This window comes from Sandarakinorhabdus sp. FBCC-B8862 (assembly GCF_059745315.1).
Genome location: NZ_CM185574.1, coordinates 15,830 through 31,748 on the forward strand (window position 1 = coordinate 15,830; position 15,919 = coordinate 31,748).

The following is a 15,919-nucleotide window of genomic DNA, read 5'->3' on the forward strand; positions in this document are numbered from 1 at the left end:
CCCCATCTGGTGAGGCCAGCATGGTGCGCCACGACAGCGCGCCCGGCCATAGGGGGCCACCCCCATCACGTTTTCAACAGGCTCAGGCGGCGATCTGGTCGAACTGCAGCTTGGCGAGGCGGGCATAGAGGCCGCCGGCGGCGAGCAGGCTGTCGTGGGTGCCGGTGGCGACGATGCGGCCCTTGTCCATCACCACGATCCTGTCTGCATTGCGGACGGTGGCGAGGCGGTGGGCGATGACGAGGGTGGTGCGGTTCTTCATCAGCTCGTCCAGCGCGGCCTGGACCAGGCGTTCGCTTTCGGCGTCGAGCGCGCTGGTGGCTTCATCAAGCAGCAGCACCGGGGCTTCGCGCAGGATGGCACGGGCAATGGCAAGCCGCTGGCGCTGGCCGCCCGAAAGGCGCGTGCCGCTTTCGCCGAGGAAGCTGTGGATGCCTTCGGGCAGTTCCTTCAGGAACTGATCGGCATGGGCGGCTTCGGCGGCGGCCCACACCTCGGCCTCGGTCGCATCGGGGCGGCCATAGCGGATGTTGTCGAGCGCGCTGGCCGCGAAGATCACGGTTTCCTGCGGCACGACGGCGAGGCGCTGGCGGATCGCCTGCGGATCGGCGGCGGTGTAGGGCACGCCATCCAGTGACAGGCTGCCGGCTTCGGGATCATAGAAGCGCTGCACCAGCTGGAACAGGGTGGACTTGCCGGCACCCGAGGGGCCGACGACGGCGACGGTTTCGCCCGGTTCCACGGTGAGGGTGAAATCCTTCAGCGCCGCCACATCGGGTTTGGAGGGATAATGGAAGCGCACATGGCTGAATTCCAGCCGGCCGCGCGGCGGCTGTGGCAGGGCGGTGGGCTGATCGGGGGCGCGGATCAGCGGGCGGGCGTTGAGCAATTCTTCCATCCGGCCCGAAGCGCCGGCAGCGCGCATGAAATCGCCATAGACTTCGGTGAGGGTGCCGAAGGCGCCGGCGACGATGGCGGCGGCAAAGACAAAGGCAGCGATGGCCCCGCCCGACAGCGTGCCGTCGATGACATCGAGCGCGCCGCGCCACAGCACCAGCGTGATGGCGCCGAACACCAGGCTGATCACCAGCGCCGTCATGGTGGCGCGCAGGCGGATGCGGCGCTTGGCGGTGTCGAAACTGCGTTCGACGGCAGCGCCAAAGCGCGCGGCCTCGCGGCCTTCCTGGGTGAAGGCCTGGACGATGCGGATGGCGCCCAGCACTTCGGAGACCATGGTGCCGATATCGGCGACCCGATCCTGGCTGGTGCGGGAAATGTCGCGCACGCGGCGGCCGAGCAGCAGGATCGGCCCCATGGTGAGCGGGATGACCAGCAGCATGAGCAGGGTGAGCTTTGGCGAGACCCAGAACATGTAGCCGATGCCGCCGATGCCCATCACCGTGTTGCGCAGCGCCAGGCTGGCCGAGGTGCCGACCACCTGTTCGATGATGGCGGTATCGGAGGTGATGCGGCTGGCGATTTCGGCCGGGCGGTTGGTTTCGAAGAACACCGGATCAAGGCTGATCAGATGGGTTTGCACCGCCTTGCGCAGATCGGCCACCACGCGTTCGCCAATCCACGACACGAAGAAGAAGCGCACGGCCGTGGCCGCGCCCAGAAAGGCGGTGAGGCCGAGCAGGCCGGCGAAATAGGGGGTGATGGCGGCGGGATCGCTGCCACGGGCAAAGCCATTGTCCACCACCATCTTCAGGCCTTGCGGGATGGCGAGCGTGGTGAGGGCGGCGATGCCGAGCGCTGCCAGCGCACAGGCCAGCTGCACCGGATAGGCGCGGGCAAAGCGCCACAGCAGCTTCAGGCGGGAGAGTTTGCGCTCGGCCGGAGGTGGGAGCGGCGGTTTCGGCGGACGGGAAGCCATGACGGCTGATAACAGGGGTTTGAGCGCGGCTCAATGGCCGTGGTGGTGCCGGCGGCAGCGGGGCCCGCGACATTCCCCCACGGTGCAAAGCCGCTGCCGCTGCCACATTGCGGCAGTTTCATGGGGTTGTGTTGGCGTTTGCGGTTTATGCTGCACTGCGATATGGCCCCGCATGGGTGGTGGTGCCGGTTGGCCAGAAGGAATGCAATTGATGCTCTACACCGCGCACGAGATGCAGAAGGCCTGGTTGGCCAGCCTGGGCATGGCCGCCACACAGGGATCAAACTGGCTGCTGGCGGCGTCCAACCCCTGGGCATGGAGCCCGGCGGCGCCAGTGATGGCGCGGGCGCTGGAGGTGTTTGCCCACAGCGTCGAGGTGCGCGGCAAGCCGCCCTTTGGCCTGAATGCCACCATCATCGATGGCGCTTCGGTGCCGGTTTCGGAAGAAATCGTGCTCAGGAAGCCCTTTGGCCAGTTGAAGCGCTTCCGCCGCGGGGTGAGCGGCCGCAAGGATCCGCGCATCCTGATCGTGGCGCCGATGTCGGGCCATTATGCCACGCTGCTGCGCGGCACGGTGGAGCGGCTGCTGCCCGATCATGAGGTGTATATCACCGATTGGCGCGATGCGCGGATGGTGCCGGTGGCCGAGGGGCGGTTCGACCTCAATGACTATGTCGATTATCTGATCGAATTTCTCGAGCTGCTGGGCCCCGACACCCACATGCTGGCGGTGTGCCAGCCATCGGTGCCGGCGCTGGCCGCCGTTGCCTTGATGAACGAGGATGACCATCCCTGCACGCCGCCCAGCCTGACGATGATGGGCGGGCCGGTGGACACGCGAAAGGCGCCGACGGCGGTGAACGAGCTGGCGTTCAAGCGGCCCTTTGCCTGGTTCGAGCAGATGGTGATCCAGCAGGTGCCTGACATGTATCCGGGCGCCGGGCGCAGCGTCTATCCCGGTTATTTGCAATTGTCCGGCTTCATGTCGATGAACCTGGCCAACCACATGAAATCCCATTGGGAAATGTTCAAGCATCTGGTGGCCGGCGACGAGGAATCGGCCGAGGCGACCAAGGCCTTTTACGATGAATATCGCGCCGTGTGCGACATGACGGCGGAATTTTATCTGCAGACGATCGACCTGGTGTTCCAGCGCCAGGCGCTGGCCACGGGCAGTTTTGATCATCGCGGCCGCATCGCCGATCCGGGCAAGATCACCCGCACTGCGCTTTTGGCCATTGAAGGCGAGCGTGATGATATTTCCGGCCTGGGCCAGACGAAGGCGGCGCTCGATCTGGCGGTGAATTTGGCGGACGAAAAGAAGCAATATCATCTGGCGCTGGGCGCCGGCCATTATGGCATTTTCAACGGCAGCAAGTGGCGGAACACGATTGCCCCGGTGGTGGAGGCATTTGTGCGCACCCATGACAGCGGCCGGGTGGCGGCGGCGCCACTGCGCGTGGTGGTGCCGCGCCATGTCGAGCCGGATGTGCCGCCGGGGGTTGAGGTGGCGTAAGCGAAGTTGGGGGTGTTCTCAGGCTCGCCCCCGGCGCCAGCGGATTGCGTCGGCTGGTGGACCCACCCCCAACCCCTCCCGCGAGCGGGAGGGGAGCTGTTTGCGAACTCAGCCGGCCAGTTGCTCTTCCAGTTCGGCGAGTTCCAGCCAGCGCAGTTCGGCGGTTTCCAGCGTTTCGCGCAGGCGATCAAGCTCGGTGGTGAGGCTGGCGAAGCGGGCCGGGTTTTTTGCATAGAGGTCGGGATCGGCCAGCGCGGCTTCGCGGGTGGCGATATCCTTGTTCAGTGCTTCGATGCGGGTGGGCAGATCGGCAAGTTCGCGCGCGTCCTTGTAGCTCAGCTTGCTGGCCTTTTTCGGCACAGGCGTGGGCGCGGGGGCGGCCTTGGCCTTGGGGGCGCTGGTCGTCGCCTGCTGGCGGGCGGCCCAGTCGCTCCAGCCGCCGACGCTGATCTCGGCCTTGCCGTTGCCATCCAGGGCGACGATCATTGTCACCACCCGATCCAGGAAGGCGCGATCGTGGCTGACCAGCAGCACGGTGCCGTCATAATCGCCGATCACCTCCTCGATCAGGTCGAGCGTTTCCATGTCGAGATCGTTGGTGGGTTCATCGAGCACCATCAGGTTTGAGGGCGTCGCAAATTCGCGGGCCAGCAGCAGGCGCGACTGTTCGCCGCCCGACAGGGTTTCGGCCGCGGCATCCAGGATACCGGCATCGAAGAGATATTCCTTCAGATAGCCGGCGACATGTTTCTTGGCGCCGTTCACCTCCAGCCATTCGCCGCCATCGGCCAGCACCTCGCGCACGGTGCGGCCCTTCAGGCGCTGGCGATGCTGATCGATGATGGTGGGGGCAAGGTTGGCGCTGCGGCGGATCTCGCCGCTGTCGGGCGCCAACTGGCCGAGCAGCAGCTTGATCAGCGTGGATTTGCCGGCGCCGTTGGGGCCGATGATGCCGATGCGATCACCCTTGCGCACCCTGAGCGACAGATCGTGCACGATGGCGCGCGGCCCGAAGGCGAGGCTGATACCCCGGGCATCGATGAGAATTTTCGAGCCGGGATCGCTGGATTCGGTGGCGATGCGGGCGCTGGTGGGGCCGCGGTCGAGGCTGCGGCGGGTTTCGCGCAGCTCCATCAGCTTGGCGAGCCGGCCCATGTTGCGCTTGCGCCGGGCGGTGACGCCGCGCTGCAACCAATGCTCCTCGGCCCGCAATTTCGTGTCGAGGCGCTGGGCCGTGCGCTCCTCCTCGGCGGCGACGGCATCGGCCCAGGCATCAAAGCCGCCAAAGCCGACTTCGGCGCGGCGCAGCATACCGCGATCCAGCCAGAGGCAGTTCTTTGTCAGGCGGGTGAGGAAGGCGCGATCATGGCTGATGACGACGAGCGCGCAGCGGCTGCGTTCCAGCCAGGATTCGAGCCATTCGATGGCGGCGATATCGAGATGGTTGGTCGGCTCATCCAGCAGCAGCAAGTCGGGCGCTTCGGCCAGCACGCGCACCAGGGCGGCGCGGCGGCGCTCCCCACCCGATGCGGTGGTGGCCGGGCGGGCGAGATCGATGCCAAGCTGATCGGCGAGCGCCGCCACTTCATGATCGGCGGCGCCGCCGGCGAGGGCATAATCGCCCAGCGTGGCGAACGCGGCCATGGGAGGATCCTGTTCCAGCCGGCCGATGCGCAAGCCGCTGGCGGTGGCTCTGCGGCCGGCATCAGCCTCGATCGTGCCGTCGATGATCTTCAGAAGGGTGGATTTGCCGGCGCCGTTGCGGCCGATGAGGGCCAGCCGGTCGCGCGCGTCGATGGTGAGCGACAGGCCATCAAAGAGCCAGCCGGCACCATTTTTGAGACCGACGGATTCGAGCGTGAGAATGGGTTCGGGCATGATGGCATGGCCAGTGGGACAAGCCGGACGGGCTGGCAAGGGGCGAGTGAGGCGGCGTTGCGGCAAATGTGGCAAGCTGTTGTGTCAATTGCACTTGTTGCGAATTGGACGCAATTGGTGCAAGAGGGGGCCAGCGCGAATGACAGACAGTGTTCAGAGGCTGTTCAAGCGGGCAGTGCCAGAGCAGGGGCATGAGACTGGTAGCATCACACATCATCTTTGCGCGTCTTGCCGCGCTGGGTTTGGCCGTTGCGACGGCTGCCGTTCCGGCAGGCGCCCAGCCCAACGAGGTGCAGGGCTTGCGACGAGCCGGCGAGATCATGCCGTTCGATGTGATCCAGCGCCGGGTCGTGCAGGAAACGCCGGGCGAATATATGGGCGCGCAGTTCGATGCGGGCAGCCGCCGCTATCGGTTCCGGTTCATGCGTGATGGCAATGTGATCAATGTTGATGTGGATGCCCGCACCGGGGAACGGGTGCGGCCGCGCCAGAGTTTCTGATCGATATCTTGGGTTTACCAGCAGGCGGAGTGGGGCATGCGTATCCTGGTAGTTGAAGACGAACCCAATTTGCGGCGCCAGTTGAAGGCGGTTCTGGAGCAGACCGGCTATGCCGTGGATGCCGCGTCCGATGGCGAGGAAGGCCATTATCTGGGCGCCAACGAAACCTATGACGCGGTGGTTCTGGATCTGGGCCTGCCGGAGGTGGACGGGCTGACCGTGCTGGACCGCTGGCGCCGGGAAGGGCGCACCATGCCGGTGCTGGTGCTGACCGCGCGGGACAGCTGGGCCGACAAGGTGGCCGGGCTGGATGCCGGGGCCGATGATTATCTGGCCAAGCCGTTCCAGGTGGAGGAACTGGTGGCGCGGTTGCGCGCGCTGATCCGCCGGGCGGCCGGCAAGGCGACATCGGAATTGACCGCCGGCGGCGTGCGGCTGGATGGCCGGTCGGGCCGGGTGACGTTGAACGGCGAGCCGGTGAAGATGACGGCGCAGGAGTTCAAGCTGTTGAGCTATCTGATGCACCACAAGGGCAAGGTGGTGAGCCGCACCGAGTTGATCGAACATATTTATGATCAGGATTTTGATCGTGATTCCAACACGATCGAGGTGTTCATCACCCGCATCCGCAAGAAGCTGGGTTCCGATCTCATCCTGACCACGCGCGGCCTTGGCTACAGCCTCAACGACCAGATCTGAGGCGTCGGCTCCGGTTTCGACCGGCCGTTCGCTGCGCCGGCGCATGATCCTGATTGCGGCGGTGTGGATCACCGCGTTGCTGGCGCTGGGCGGCTATGCGCTGGACCGGGTGCTGGCCGACACGCTGCGGTCCGGATTTGACGAGCAGCTGGCCAGCAATCTGAAGGCGATGATCAACACCGCCGAGCTGGACGAGGTGGGCGAGGTGCGGCTGCTCCGCCCGCTGGGGGACCAGCGGTTTTCCGAGCCTTATTCCGGGCTTTATTGGCAGATCAGCGGCGCCGGCATGGCGACCTTTCCGTCGCGCAGCCTGTGGGATCGCCAGCTGGGGCCGCAGCCGCGGGGCACAGATTGCCGCACGCCGTGCGTCTATGATTCGGCGGCGTTCCCCAGCGAGCCGCTGCGCATCATGGGCCGCAGCGTGCGGTTGCCGGGGTCGCCGCGGTTTTTCTATTTCCAGGTGGCGCAATCCAGCCGCGATCTGGAACGGCAACTGGCGCGCACCCGATCGATCCTGTTCTGGTCGCTGACAGTGCTCGGGCTGGGGCTGATCGGCATGGCGGGCTTGCAATCCACCTATGGCCTGGCGCCGCTGCGCCGGGTTTCCGATGCGATTGCCGCCATCCGCAGCGGCCGGGCCCAGCGGGTGCAGGCGCGTTTTCCGGTGGAGGTGGCGCCGCTGGTGGCGGAGATCAACGAGTTGCTGGCCCATGGCGAGGCCCAGGCCGAGGCCGCACGCCGCCATGCCGGCAATCTGGCCCATGCCCTGAAAACGCCGATGAGCGTGCTGGTGGGGGAGGCGCAGGGGCGGGACGATGCGCTGGCCCGGGCGGTGGAGGCCCAGGTGCAGGTGATGCGCCGGCATGTCGACCACCAATTGGCCCGCGCCCGCGCCGCCGGCCGCCGCGCCGCCAGCACGGCGCGCACCCCTGTGTGGCCGGTGGTTGAGGCGATTGCCCGCACGGTGGAGAGGATCCACCAGGACAGGGTGACCATCGATCTGGCCGGTGACAAGGCCGTGGAGTTTCGCGGTGAGCGCCAGGATCTGGAAGAGATGGTGGGCAATCTGATCGAGAATGCCGCGATCCACGGCGGTGGCCGCGCCTTTGTCACCATCGAGGCGGCCGATGCCATGCTGCGCATCCTGGTGGAGGATGACGGGCATGGCATCGCCGAGGCCGAGCGTGCGCGCCTGTTCCAGCGCGGTGAACGGCTGGACACCGACAAGCCGGGCACCGGCCTTGGACTTGCCATCGCGCGGGAGGTGGCTGAACTGTGCGGAGGCGATATCAGCCTGGGCGAGTCGGAAGACCTTGGCGGCCTGCTGGTGACGCTCAGCCTGCCGCGCGCGGAATAGCCCGCCGCCGCCGCGCTGCCGCCCCGACCAGGCCGAAGCCAGCGATCAGCATGATCCAGCTGTCAGGCTCGGGCACGCCGCCCACCAGCTGCATCGGCGGGCCGCCGTTGCTGATGGTGAAGCCTGCCACGCCGGGCGCGATCTTGATGACCGGATCGACATAGGCATAAGCGGTGCCGCTGCGCAGTGTGCCCGGGCCGCCGTGGCTGATGCTGTAACTGTCGGGCTGGCGTTGCTGCACTGATGCGCCCATGTTGAGCGTGTAATCCCGGTTGGGCCACATGTAGAAGACATAGTCTGTCACATCCCAGCCATCGGCGCCGTTGAAGCCCGACGTGCAGTTGGATGTGGAGCCCGAGCAGGATTTCGCGTTGAACTGGAAGGCGATCGGCAGATAATAATCAAAGGAATGGAGCGGATCGGGTGTCAGCGATATGCCGGCCAGCGCCTGATAATAGCCGGTCGTGTTGGTGATGCCCTTGGTGGTGACCCGCATTTCCACCATGCCGAAGGCATTGAGCGGGCCGCTGCCATCAACGCGGAAATTATACTGGAAGCTGCCATAGGCATCGGATTCGGTGTTGCCGCTGCCGCTCACTTCGACAAAGCCGCCGGTGCCGGCACCGATCAGCAGATCGACCCGGCTGCCGTTGTCGGCCACGTCCGAATAGCTGCCATAGCCGTTGTAGTAATGAAATCCGCCCGTTGTGGTGTTGAGCGCGCCGTTGAACATCAGCGTCTGCCCGCCGACGATCAGCGGACCATAGGCGCTTGCCATGCTGGGAATGGACAGGAACAGTGCGCCTGCGACGGCGCGTGTGACAATGCGCATGAATTTCCCCCCGAATATTCAGTGCGACCAGCTTTACCGGGATATCACACTGGTGCCGGGGTGTACGCAAATTGCAAGTTGTTAACCTTTTTAGCCGCGCGCGGCCTGGTGGTGGCGGATCACCTCATCGATGATGAAGCGTAGGAATTTCTCCGAGAATTCCGGATCAAGGTTGGCGCTGGCAGCGAGCGCGCGCAAGCGGGCGATCTGTTCGGATTCGCGGCCCGGATCGGCCGGCGGCAGGCCGGTTTCAGCCTTGTAGCGGCCAACCGCCTGGGTGATCTTGAAGCGTTCGGCCAGCATGAACACCAGCGCCGCATCGATATTGTCGATGCTCTCGCGATAGGCTTTCAGCGTTGCGTCCATGATGCTCCCCAAAACTGGCCCCTGTGGTGCCCAAGCTTTGCGGCACAGCAGCGCGCCGGGCAAGGCCAAGCTTGCACCAGCATGCAACTGCGCTATGGGGAGGGGGTGACAGCAACCGTGCATACGCTGCGCCCCGGGCGCGAACCATCGATCAAGGCGCTGATGAATCTGACGGCGCCGGGGCTGAATGCGGTCAACCATGTCATTCTGGATCGCATGCAGTCGCCGGTGGCGCTGATCCCCGAATTGGCTGGCCATCTGATCGCCGGCGGGGGCAAGCGGCTGCGCCCGATGCTCACCCTGGGCTGTGCCAGCGTGCTCGGCTATGAGGGCAATCGCCATTACAAGCTGGCCGCCGCGGTGGAGTTCATCCACACCGCCACCCTGCTGCACGATGATGTGGTTGACGCATCGGGCCTGCGGCGCGGCAAGGTCACGGCCAACGCGCTCTATGGCAATCCGGCCAGCGTGCTGGTTGGTGACTTCCTGTTCAGCCGCGCCTTTGAGCTGATGGTCGAGGACGGCAGCTTGCGGGTGCTCAAGATCCTGAGCCGGGCATCGGCGGTGATCGCGGAAGGCGAGGTGGCGCAGCTGACGGCCCAGCGCGATGTGTCCACCACCGAAGACCGTTATCTCGAAATCATCACCGCCAAGACCGCGGCGCTGTTTGCCGCCGCCTGCCAGATTGCGGCCGTGGTGGCCGAACGCGACGAGAAGGTGGAAGAGGCGCTGGCCAGCTATGGCCGCTATCTTGGCATCGCCTTCCAGCTGGTGGACGACGCCATTGATTATGTGTCTGACGCCGAAACCATGGGCAAGAATGCCGGCGATGATTTCCGCGACGGCAAGATCACCCTGCCGGTGATCCTGGCCTATGCCCGCGGCAACGAGGACGAGCGCGAATTCTGGCGCCGCGCCATGAGCGGCCGTGCCAATGGTGATGCCGAACTGGCCCGCGCCGGCGAGCTGTTGCGCAGCACCAATGCGGTGGCCGACACCATGGCCCGCGCCCGCCATTATGGCCAGCGCGCCATCGATGTGCTGGCCGGTTTCCCCAAGAGCCCGGCGCGTGACGCACTGACCGAAACGGTCGAATTCGCCATCGCCCGCGCCTATTGAGCCCGGCCGTTCAGGTCGGCTCCGCATCCCCCTCCACCAGGATCAGATTGCGGTCGTGGATGCCCAGCGCCGCGAACTGGCCGCGCCAGGCGGCCAGATGGGCGGAGGCGAAATGTGCGGCAAGGGCCGCCCGGCTGGTCCAGCGTTCGCTGACATGGATCAGCGTGGGGTCGTCCAGATCCTGGGCATAGGCATAGTGGAGGCAGCCCGGCTCGGCCCGGCTGGCCGCCATCATGGCGCGCATGGCGGGCAGGGCGGGGGCGAGGCCGCCTGCGGGCAGGCGGATGGTGCCGCTGATCAGGATCATGACGGTGCTCCGTGTTGAACGGCCGATGCAAAGTCCTTGCCTGCGGCAGCCTGTCGCGGCAAGAGAGAGGCATGCACGCGCGCCTTTATCAACGCCCGAAACATGCCCTGCAATCCGGCCATGGCCGCACCGGCGAATGGCTGCTGGAATTTGAACGGGATGACCGGCTGCGGGCCGATCCGCTGACCGGCTGGGCTGGTTCGGGCTTCACCGCCGGGCAGATCCAGCTGCGCTTTCCCACCAAAGAGGCCGCGCTCGCCTATGCCGAGCGGCATGGCCTGGTGGTGGAGATCGTGCCACTGGGCCCGCGCACGCTGAAATTGCAGGCCTACGCCGACAATTTCCGCTGATGCGCACCACCTTCGGTTCGGCCAGCGTCCGCCTCTATCACCTCGATGATGGCGATCCAGTGGCGCAGACCCTGTTCTATGGCCCGCTGGACGAAGCCTTGGCGCTGGCCGCCGCCCAGCCCGAAGCCGTGCAGGCCGGTCTGTGGATCGCCACCGACAATGATGTCGCCGCCTATCTTGATCTGATCGATTGAGCAGGGCTGGATTTTCGCCCGCCGCCAAGGCAATGCAGGGCCAACGCGCCCATAGCTCAGCTGGATAGAGCACGTGCCTTCTAAGCTCGGGGTCGCAGGTTCGAGTCCTGCTGGGCGCGCCAGTTTTCGGCAAATGTGAGCAGCGAAGCTGCGATCCTGTTGTCGGCCTGCTCCGCAGCCGTGGTGTTCGAATGATGAACACGGGCAGCGCTGGACATGTGCGGGGGTATTTGCAAGTCGTGGCCCTTCTTGCCACCATGGCTTTGGTAACGGGGTGGGCGAGCATCACTGGTGTTCGCTGCAAGGGGGCCTATGCGGATCAAGGCGGAACGGCGCGAGCAGGTGATCACGGCGCTGGTGGGCCATTTGCTGGCCAATGGGCTGGGGCAGACCAGCCTGCGCCCGCTGGCGGCAGCCGCCGGCATCAGCGACCGGATGCTGCTGTATTATTTCAACGACAAGACCGAGTTGCTGTCGTGCGTGATCGGCCGCATTGCCGATGGCTTTGCCGCCGGGCTGGATGCGGCCATGCCGCCCGATCCGCTGCCGCCCGACCAACTGCTGCAACAGGTGATCGCGCTGGTGCGCAGCACGGCCATGCAGCCATCGATGCGGCTATGGCTGGAAATCGTGGCCGCTGCCGCCCGGCAGGAGCCGCCCTATCCGGCGCTGGCGACCCGGATCCTCGAACAGTTCATCGCCTGGCTTGATGTGCGCATTGCGGCGCCGCCGGGCCCGGCCCGCACCCGGCAGGCGGCGCTGATGCTGGCGGTGATCGATGGCGCCGCCCTGTTCGACATGGTGGGCGGCAACAGCCAGGCCGAAGCCGCGCAGGCCGCGCTGGCGGAGGTGCGATTCCTGTAGCGGACGCTACAAAAATGCGCCATCCTTTGCGTGAAGAGGATGGATGGCATGAATGCTGCGCGGCAACGCCAATGGATGAAGTTCACGGCCTTCGGGATTGGCGGCTTTGGCCCGGTGTTTTCGCTGGCCAGCCGGCCGGCGCTGGCCGAACCGGCGCGCTGGTCGCTTGATCTGCTGGCCTGGCCGCTTGACGGGGTGCAAAACTATGCCGAGCCGACCACCCGCTTTCTGACTGCCATCACCGGCGGCTTCCTCTTGGGCTGGGGGGTGACCGTGTGGTTTCTGGCGACACGGCTGCACCCGCTGGCGCCGGAGCCGGTGCGCCGCACCATCCTGGCCGGGCTGCTGGCCTGGTTCGCGCTTGACAGTGCCGGTTCGATTGCCGCCGGCCACGCCAGCAACGCCGGCTTCAACCTGATCGTGCTGCTCACCCTGGTTGGCCCGCTGTGGTGGCCGGCCACAGCCGATTGAAGGCGCAGCGGCGGCCATAGCGGCCGGCTATGCACTCCATGAAGGGGGGCTGGCTGGCGCCGGGGTTGCCGGCAGGTTAGTCTTCGCCATGGAATCGGTGCATCCCCAGCCGCAGCGACCGGGACCGACGGTCGATCCGGTCTGGCATGTGCGGGCCGATGCGCTGGTGCAGCGTCTGACGGCGCTGGGCTCCGGCCGGCTGGCACCACGGGCCGGCCAGCTTTTCCCCGATCTGGCCCTGCCGGATGCCGCCGGCCGCCTGACCCGGCTGTCTGCCCTGTGCAAGGATGGCCCGATCCTGTTGAGCTTTCACCGCGGCCTGTGGTGCCCCTGGTGCCAGGCCGAGCTGGAGAATTGGCGGCTGATCCAGCCCGAGCTGCGCGCTGCCGGCTGCCGCGTCGTGCTGGTCACGCCCGAAGTGGGCGGCCGGGCGGCGGCGATGGCAGCGCTGGTTGGCCGTGAGGCGCAGTTGCTGTGCGATGTCGATTTCGGGGCCAGCGCTGCTCTGGGCCTGGCGTTTTTCGTTGGCCAGGAACTGATGACCGAATTCGCCCGCGCCGGCCTCGATCTGGCCGCGCATTATGGCGCGGCCAGCGGCATCCTGCCGATCCCGGCGACCTTTGTGATCGAGGTGGGCATGCGGGTGCGCTTTGCCCATGTTGATGTGGATTTCCGCCACCGGGCCGATCCGGCGGCGGTGCTGGCAGCGCTGCGCAGCTGAACGGGCACAGTTTTATGGTCAGGCGCGTTTATGGTCAGGCGCGTTCCAGCCCCAGCAGCCGGTCGAGCGAGAGGGCGCCGGGCCCGCGCGCGATGATCGGCAGCAGGATCGCCGTCCAGCTGAGATGGGTCGGCCAGGCATCGGGATAGACGAAGATCTGGATCGTCGCCGTCATCCCCAACAGGCCCAGCGCGCCGAGGCGGGTGAACAGACCGAGCGCCAGCAGGATGGGAAAGGCGTGTTCGGCATAGGTGGCCAGATGGGCCGCAATGTCGGACGGGATCAGCGGCAGCGCATATTCATATTCGAACAGCGTGTAGGTGCTGTCTTTCAGGGTGAGCAGGCCATCGACCTTGGTGCGGCCCGACAGGAAGAAGATCGCGCCGATGCCGAAGCGGCACACCAGCAGCCACAGCGATTCCGGGATGCGGGCCAACAGGCCGGTGACGGCGGCATAGGGGTTCATCATCATTCTCCAACAGCAGGGACGAGGGCCGCGGCCGCAGCCAGGGCCGGCAGATGGGCAAGCTGATCACCGGTCAGCCGGGCCAGCGGGGTGCGGCTGGCGAGCGCGCCGAGCAGGCTGGCGGCCGCCGGCGGCAGGGCGGTGACCTGCACCACGCCACCGGCGCGGGTGACGAGCGCCAGTTCGCCCTGATCGGGAAATTCATCGGGCCAGGTGGCGCCGGGCTGGTGGGCGTGCCACAGGCTGGCCAGCGGCGCATCGGCACTGATCCAGGCCGTGGCCGGGGCCAGCGGCCAGCTGCGCCCGGGGCTGAGCCGGCGGGGGCGGGGCGGCGGATCGGCAGCGAACAGCGCGCGGACGACGGCATATTCCAGCCGCGCGATGGCAGCCAGCCACGGAAAGGCCGGCGCATCGATCACCGCGGCCAGGCTTTCGGCAAAGCCATCGCCATAAAGGCAGAGGCGCGGATCGGCCGGTGGCACATGGCGGGCATGGCGGTGCGCCAGATCGGCGAAGACATCATCGCCCAACAGGGCGCGCACCACGGGAAAATTGTCGGTTAGGGCGGCGGTGGCGGCGGCCATGGCGTTGTTGGCATGAACCGAAAGGCTGGCACGCAGGCCGGGGTTGGCGGCCACGGCCTCGCCGGCCAGCAGCCGGCCATACCAGGCTTCGAAACGGGCGGGCGCCCGGCGTGGTTCAGCCGGCATGGCCCACCTCGGCCAACAGTGCCGCGGCCTGGGCGGCTTCGGCCAGCAGATCGGCGAGCGGCGGCAACTGGGCATCGCGCTCCACCAGCAGCGGGCAGGGGCCGGTGCGGGCGAGCAGGCGCGCAGCCAGCGCCCAGACCGGGCCGGCAACCGGCGCATCATGGCTGTCGATCAGCAGCTTGCCATCCGCATCGGGGCGGTGGCCGGCAACATGGATCTCGCCCACCGCATCGGCCGGGAGTTGATCGACCAGCCAGCGTGCATCGCGGCCCAGATTTTCGGCCGAGACATGGATATTGTTGACATCGACCAGCAGGCCGCAGCCGCTGGCCAGCGCCAGTTCGGCCAGAAATTCATGTTCCGGCATGTCGTGGCCGCCAACATCGCCATAGTGCGAGGGGTTTTCGATCAGCAGCCGGCGGCCGAGCAGATCCTGGGCGCGGTTGGTGTTGCTGATCGTCAGCGCGAGTGCGGTGCGGGTGCGCGGGAAGGGCAGGAAATCCGGCACATGCCAGCGGCCGACGCGCTGCCAGGCGAGGTGATCGGAAACCAGGCACGGGTTCACCTGATCGCACAGGCGGCGCAGGCGGGCGACATGGGCCGGCGGCGCCATGTGGCTGCCGGCCAGCGCAAGGCCGACGCCATGCAGCGAAATCGGGTGACGCTCCGCCACCGCCAGCAGGGCGGACAGGCGGGGGCCGCCATCAACCATGAAATTTTCGGCATGCACTTCCAGCCACAGGCCGGGCGGCAAGGGCATGCTGCCTGATGCCAGCGCAGCCAGATGCGGCAGGCGCAGGCCAATGCCTGCGCCCAGCCGCACTGCCGGCCGGTTGTGCATCCTGCCGTGCATCAGGATCAGGCCGGGGTGAGCGAGCCATTGCCCTTGGGCGTCTTGATCTTGGTGCAGGTGCCGGCGGGCACCAGTTTCCAGGCGTTCTTCTGGTAATCCACCTTGGACGTGCCGGCACAGCTGGTGCCGGCGCCGGCGGCGCAGTCATTCTGGCCGGCCTTGGAAACGCCAAAGCATTTTTCCATCTTGGGCTTGTCGGCCGCGCTGGCGGCGCTGGCGGCGAGCGCGGCCAGCACGGCGGCGCCCAACAGGGTCTTGGATGTCATGGTCTGCCTCTCCTGCCGCCGCCCCAACGCATTTTAACCGAGGGGCGCGGCTGCACCCGGGTTCGGGGTGCAGGGGCGCAGCCGCGCCGACGCCAGCGGGGGAGGCGGATCTTGAAGGGCGCCGACGTCGAATGCCTATTCGCCAGGGCGGCGGGCCGGGTTACAGTTGCAGCGGCTGTAACCGGATGCACTTGCCGTGCGGATCATGCCATGCCGCCACCAAGGGGAGGCGGCACAGGGCGTGCCGGATGGACGGTGCGCCAAGCCATGGAGATGAACATGCTTGCCACCCGTATCTCGCTTGCCGCCGCTGCAGCCGCCATTGCGGTTTCCGCCGGCGTTGCCGTCCAGGCCCAGGCCGCCGATGAAAAGGTCGTCCACTGCTATGGCATCAACACCTGCAAGGGCACGTCTGACTGTGCGACCGCCAACAGCGCCTGCAAGGGCCAGAATGCCTGCAAGGGCCAGGGCTTCAAGGCGCTGACCGTGAAGGCCTGCAAAGCTGCCGGCGGCCGCCTGACCGAAAAGTAAAGCGCTCCCCCGGAGCCGGCGTTCCCCCAGCGCCGGCTCCACC

At 66.7% G+C, this 15,919-nt stretch carries 20 protein-coding genes and 1 tRNA gene; 12 read left to right on the forward strand and 9 right to left on the reverse strand.

What is annotated here, in order from left to right; translation table 11 throughout:
* Positions 1–82: 82 nt before the first annotated feature.
* The gene (locus tag AC6BOR_RS00110; RefSeq protein ID WP_498059226.1) at positions 83–1,876 is read right to left on the reverse strand and encodes an ABC transporter transmembrane domain-containing protein; all 1,794 of its coding nucleotides are present in this window, start codon (positions 1,874–1,876) and stop codon (positions 83–85) included.
* A 211-nt stretch (positions 1,877–2,087) separates the two neighbouring features.
* Here AC6BOR_RS00110 and AC6BOR_RS00115 point away from each other — a divergent pair, with 211 nt between their 5' ends.
* Complete coding sequence (locus AC6BOR_RS00115) at positions 2,088–3,392, forward strand: polyhydroxyalkanoate depolymerase (protein WP_498059227.1); 1,305 nt, start codon at positions 2,088–2,090, stop codon at positions 3,390–3,392.
* 108 nt (positions 3,393–3,500) lie between these two features.
* Here the strand turns inward: AC6BOR_RS00115 and AC6BOR_RS00120 are convergent, their stop codons facing one another.
* Positions 3,501–5,270: an ABC-F family ATP-binding cassette domain-containing protein gene (locus AC6BOR_RS00120; RefSeq protein ID WP_498059228.1), complete on the reverse strand. Its 1,770-nt coding sequence runs from the start codon at positions 5,268–5,270 to the stop codon at positions 3,501–3,503.
* A 320-nt stretch (positions 5,271–5,590) separates the two neighbouring features.
* On the opposite strand from AC6BOR_RS00120, the gene AC6BOR_RS00125 reads away from it, so the two are divergent.
* Genes AC6BOR_RS00125 through AC6BOR_RS00135 form a run of 3 tightly spaced genes read left to right on the forward strand, consistent with a single transcriptional unit; the run spans position 5,591 to position 7,826 of the window.
* On the forward strand, positions 5,591–5,770 hold the full coding sequence (locus AC6BOR_RS00125) for a PepSY domain-containing protein (protein ID WP_498059229.1): 180 nt from the start codon (positions 5,591–5,593) through the stop codon (positions 5,768–5,770).
* A gap of 36 nt (positions 5,771–5,806) precedes the next feature.
* Entirely contained in the window at positions 5,807–6,469 is a 663-nt protein-coding gene (locus AC6BOR_RS00130; protein ID WP_498059230.1) for a response regulator transcription factor, read from the forward strand.
* A 43-nt stretch (positions 6,470–6,512) separates the two neighbouring features.
* Positions 6,513–7,826 (forward strand): sensor histidine kinase, encoded by a 1,314-nt coding sequence (locus tag AC6BOR_RS00135; RefSeq protein WP_498059231.1) that lies wholly within the window; start codon positions 6,513–6,515, stop codon positions 7,824–7,826.
* Here the strand turns inward: AC6BOR_RS00135 and AC6BOR_RS00140 are convergent.
* Together AC6BOR_RS00140 and AC6BOR_RS00145 are read right to left on the reverse strand one after the other, a co-directional pair.
* A complete protein-coding gene (locus tag AC6BOR_RS00140; protein ID WP_498059232.1) occupies positions 7,804–8,658 on the reverse strand; it encodes a PEPxxWA-CTERM sorting domain-containing protein in 855 nt (284 codons plus the stop codon). The two genes, AC6BOR_RS00135 and AC6BOR_RS00140, sit on opposite strands and share 23 nt — an antisense overlap.
* Positions 8,659–8,748: 90 nt before the next feature.
* Positions 8,749–9,024 (reverse strand): chorismate mutase, encoded by a 276-nt coding sequence (locus AC6BOR_RS00145; protein WP_243375123.1) that lies wholly within the window; start codon positions 9,022–9,024, stop codon positions 8,749–8,751.
* An 81-nt stretch (positions 9,025–9,105) separates the two neighbouring features.
* Here AC6BOR_RS00145 and AC6BOR_RS00150 point away from each other — a divergent pair, with 81 nt between their 5' ends.
* Complete coding sequence (locus tag AC6BOR_RS00150) at positions 9,106–10,143, forward strand: polyprenyl synthetase family protein (RefSeq protein ID WP_498059233.1); 1,038 nt, start codon at positions 9,106–9,108, stop codon at positions 10,141–10,143.
* Between the two features lie 10 nt (positions 10,144–10,153).
* Here the strand turns inward: AC6BOR_RS00150 and AC6BOR_RS00155 are convergent, their stop codons facing one another.
* Positions 10,154–10,450, reverse strand: coding sequence for a putative quinol monooxygenase (locus AC6BOR_RS00155; RefSeq protein WP_498059234.1), 297 nt, complete (start codon positions 10,448–10,450; stop codon positions 10,154–10,156).
* Between the two features lie 71 nt (positions 10,451–10,521).
* Here AC6BOR_RS00155 and AC6BOR_RS00160 point away from each other — a divergent pair, with 71 nt between their 5' ends.
* The 6 genes from AC6BOR_RS00160 (at position 10,522) to AC6BOR_RS00185 (ending at position 13,050) form a co-directional block, all read left to right on the forward strand.
* Positions 10,522–10,800: an NADH dehydrogenase ubiquinone Fe-S protein 4 gene (locus AC6BOR_RS00160; protein WP_498059235.1), complete on the forward strand. Its 279-nt coding sequence runs from the start codon at positions 10,522–10,524 to the stop codon at positions 10,798–10,800.
* Positions 10,800–10,994: a hypothetical protein gene (locus AC6BOR_RS00165; protein ID WP_498059236.1), complete on the forward strand. Its 195-nt coding sequence runs from the start codon at positions 10,800–10,802 to the stop codon at positions 10,992–10,994. The genes AC6BOR_RS00160 and AC6BOR_RS00165 overlap by 1 nt, the downstream gene beginning before the upstream one ends.
* Before the next feature lie 45 nt (positions 10,995–11,039).
* Positions 11,040–11,116: transfer RNA gene (locus tag AC6BOR_RS00170), tRNA-Arg, on the forward strand.
* A 190-nt stretch (positions 11,117–11,306) separates the two neighbouring features.
* The gene (locus AC6BOR_RS00175) at positions 11,307–11,858 is read left to right on the forward strand and encodes a TetR family transcriptional regulator (protein ID WP_498059237.1); all 552 of its coding nucleotides are present in this window, start codon (positions 11,307–11,309) and stop codon (positions 11,856–11,858) included.
* A gap of 75 nt (positions 11,859–11,933) precedes the next feature.
* On the forward strand, positions 11,934–12,329 hold the full coding sequence (locus AC6BOR_RS00180; protein WP_498059238.1) for a hypothetical protein: 396 nt from the start codon (positions 11,934–11,936) through the stop codon (positions 12,327–12,329).
* Between the two features lie 88 nt (positions 12,330–12,417).
* Complete coding sequence (locus AC6BOR_RS00185; protein ID WP_498059239.1) at positions 12,418–13,050, forward strand: peroxiredoxin-like family protein; 633 nt, start codon at positions 12,418–12,420, stop codon at positions 13,048–13,050.
* Between the two features lie 34 nt (positions 13,051–13,084).
* Here AC6BOR_RS00185 and AC6BOR_RS00190 read toward each other — a convergent pair whose 3' ends face one another.
* Genes AC6BOR_RS00190 through AC6BOR_RS00205 form a run of 4 tightly spaced genes read right to left on the reverse strand, consistent with a single transcriptional unit; the run spans position 13,085 to position 15,345 of the window.
* On the reverse strand, positions 13,085–13,516 hold the full coding sequence (locus AC6BOR_RS00190) for a DoxX family protein (protein WP_498060677.1): 432 nt from the start codon (positions 13,514–13,516) through the stop codon (positions 13,085–13,087).
* A 2-nt stretch (positions 13,517–13,518) separates the two neighbouring features.
* Positions 13,519–14,226, reverse strand: a complete 708-nt coding sequence (locus AC6BOR_RS00195; protein WP_498059240.1) for an HvfC/BufC family peptide modification chaperone — start codon at positions 14,224–14,226, stop codon at positions 13,519–13,521.
* Positions 14,216–15,067, reverse strand: a complete 852-nt coding sequence (locus AC6BOR_RS00200) for an MbnB/TglH/ChrH family RiPP precursor modification enzyme (protein ID WP_498059241.1) — start codon at positions 15,065–15,067, stop codon at positions 14,216–14,218. Before AC6BOR_RS00200 ends, AC6BOR_RS00195 begins: the two co-directional genes overlap by 11 nt.
* A gap of 17 nt (positions 15,068–15,084) precedes the next feature.
* Positions 15,085–15,345 carry a BufA1 family periplasmic bufferin-type metallophore gene (locus AC6BOR_RS00205; RefSeq protein WP_498059242.1) on the reverse strand — a complete coding sequence of 87 codons (261 nt, stop codon included), beginning with the start codon at positions 15,343–15,345 and terminating at the stop codon, positions 15,085–15,087.
* A gap of 273 nt (positions 15,346–15,618) precedes the next feature.
* Between AC6BOR_RS00205 and bufA2 the strand changes: the two genes are divergently transcribed.
* Positions 15,619–15,876 carry a BufA2 family periplasmic bufferin-type metallophore gene (gene bufA2 / locus AC6BOR_RS00210; protein WP_498059243.1) on the forward strand — a complete coding sequence of 86 codons (258 nt, stop codon included), beginning with the start codon at positions 15,619–15,621 and terminating at the stop codon, positions 15,874–15,876.
* Positions 15,877–15,919: the final 43 nt, after the last annotated feature.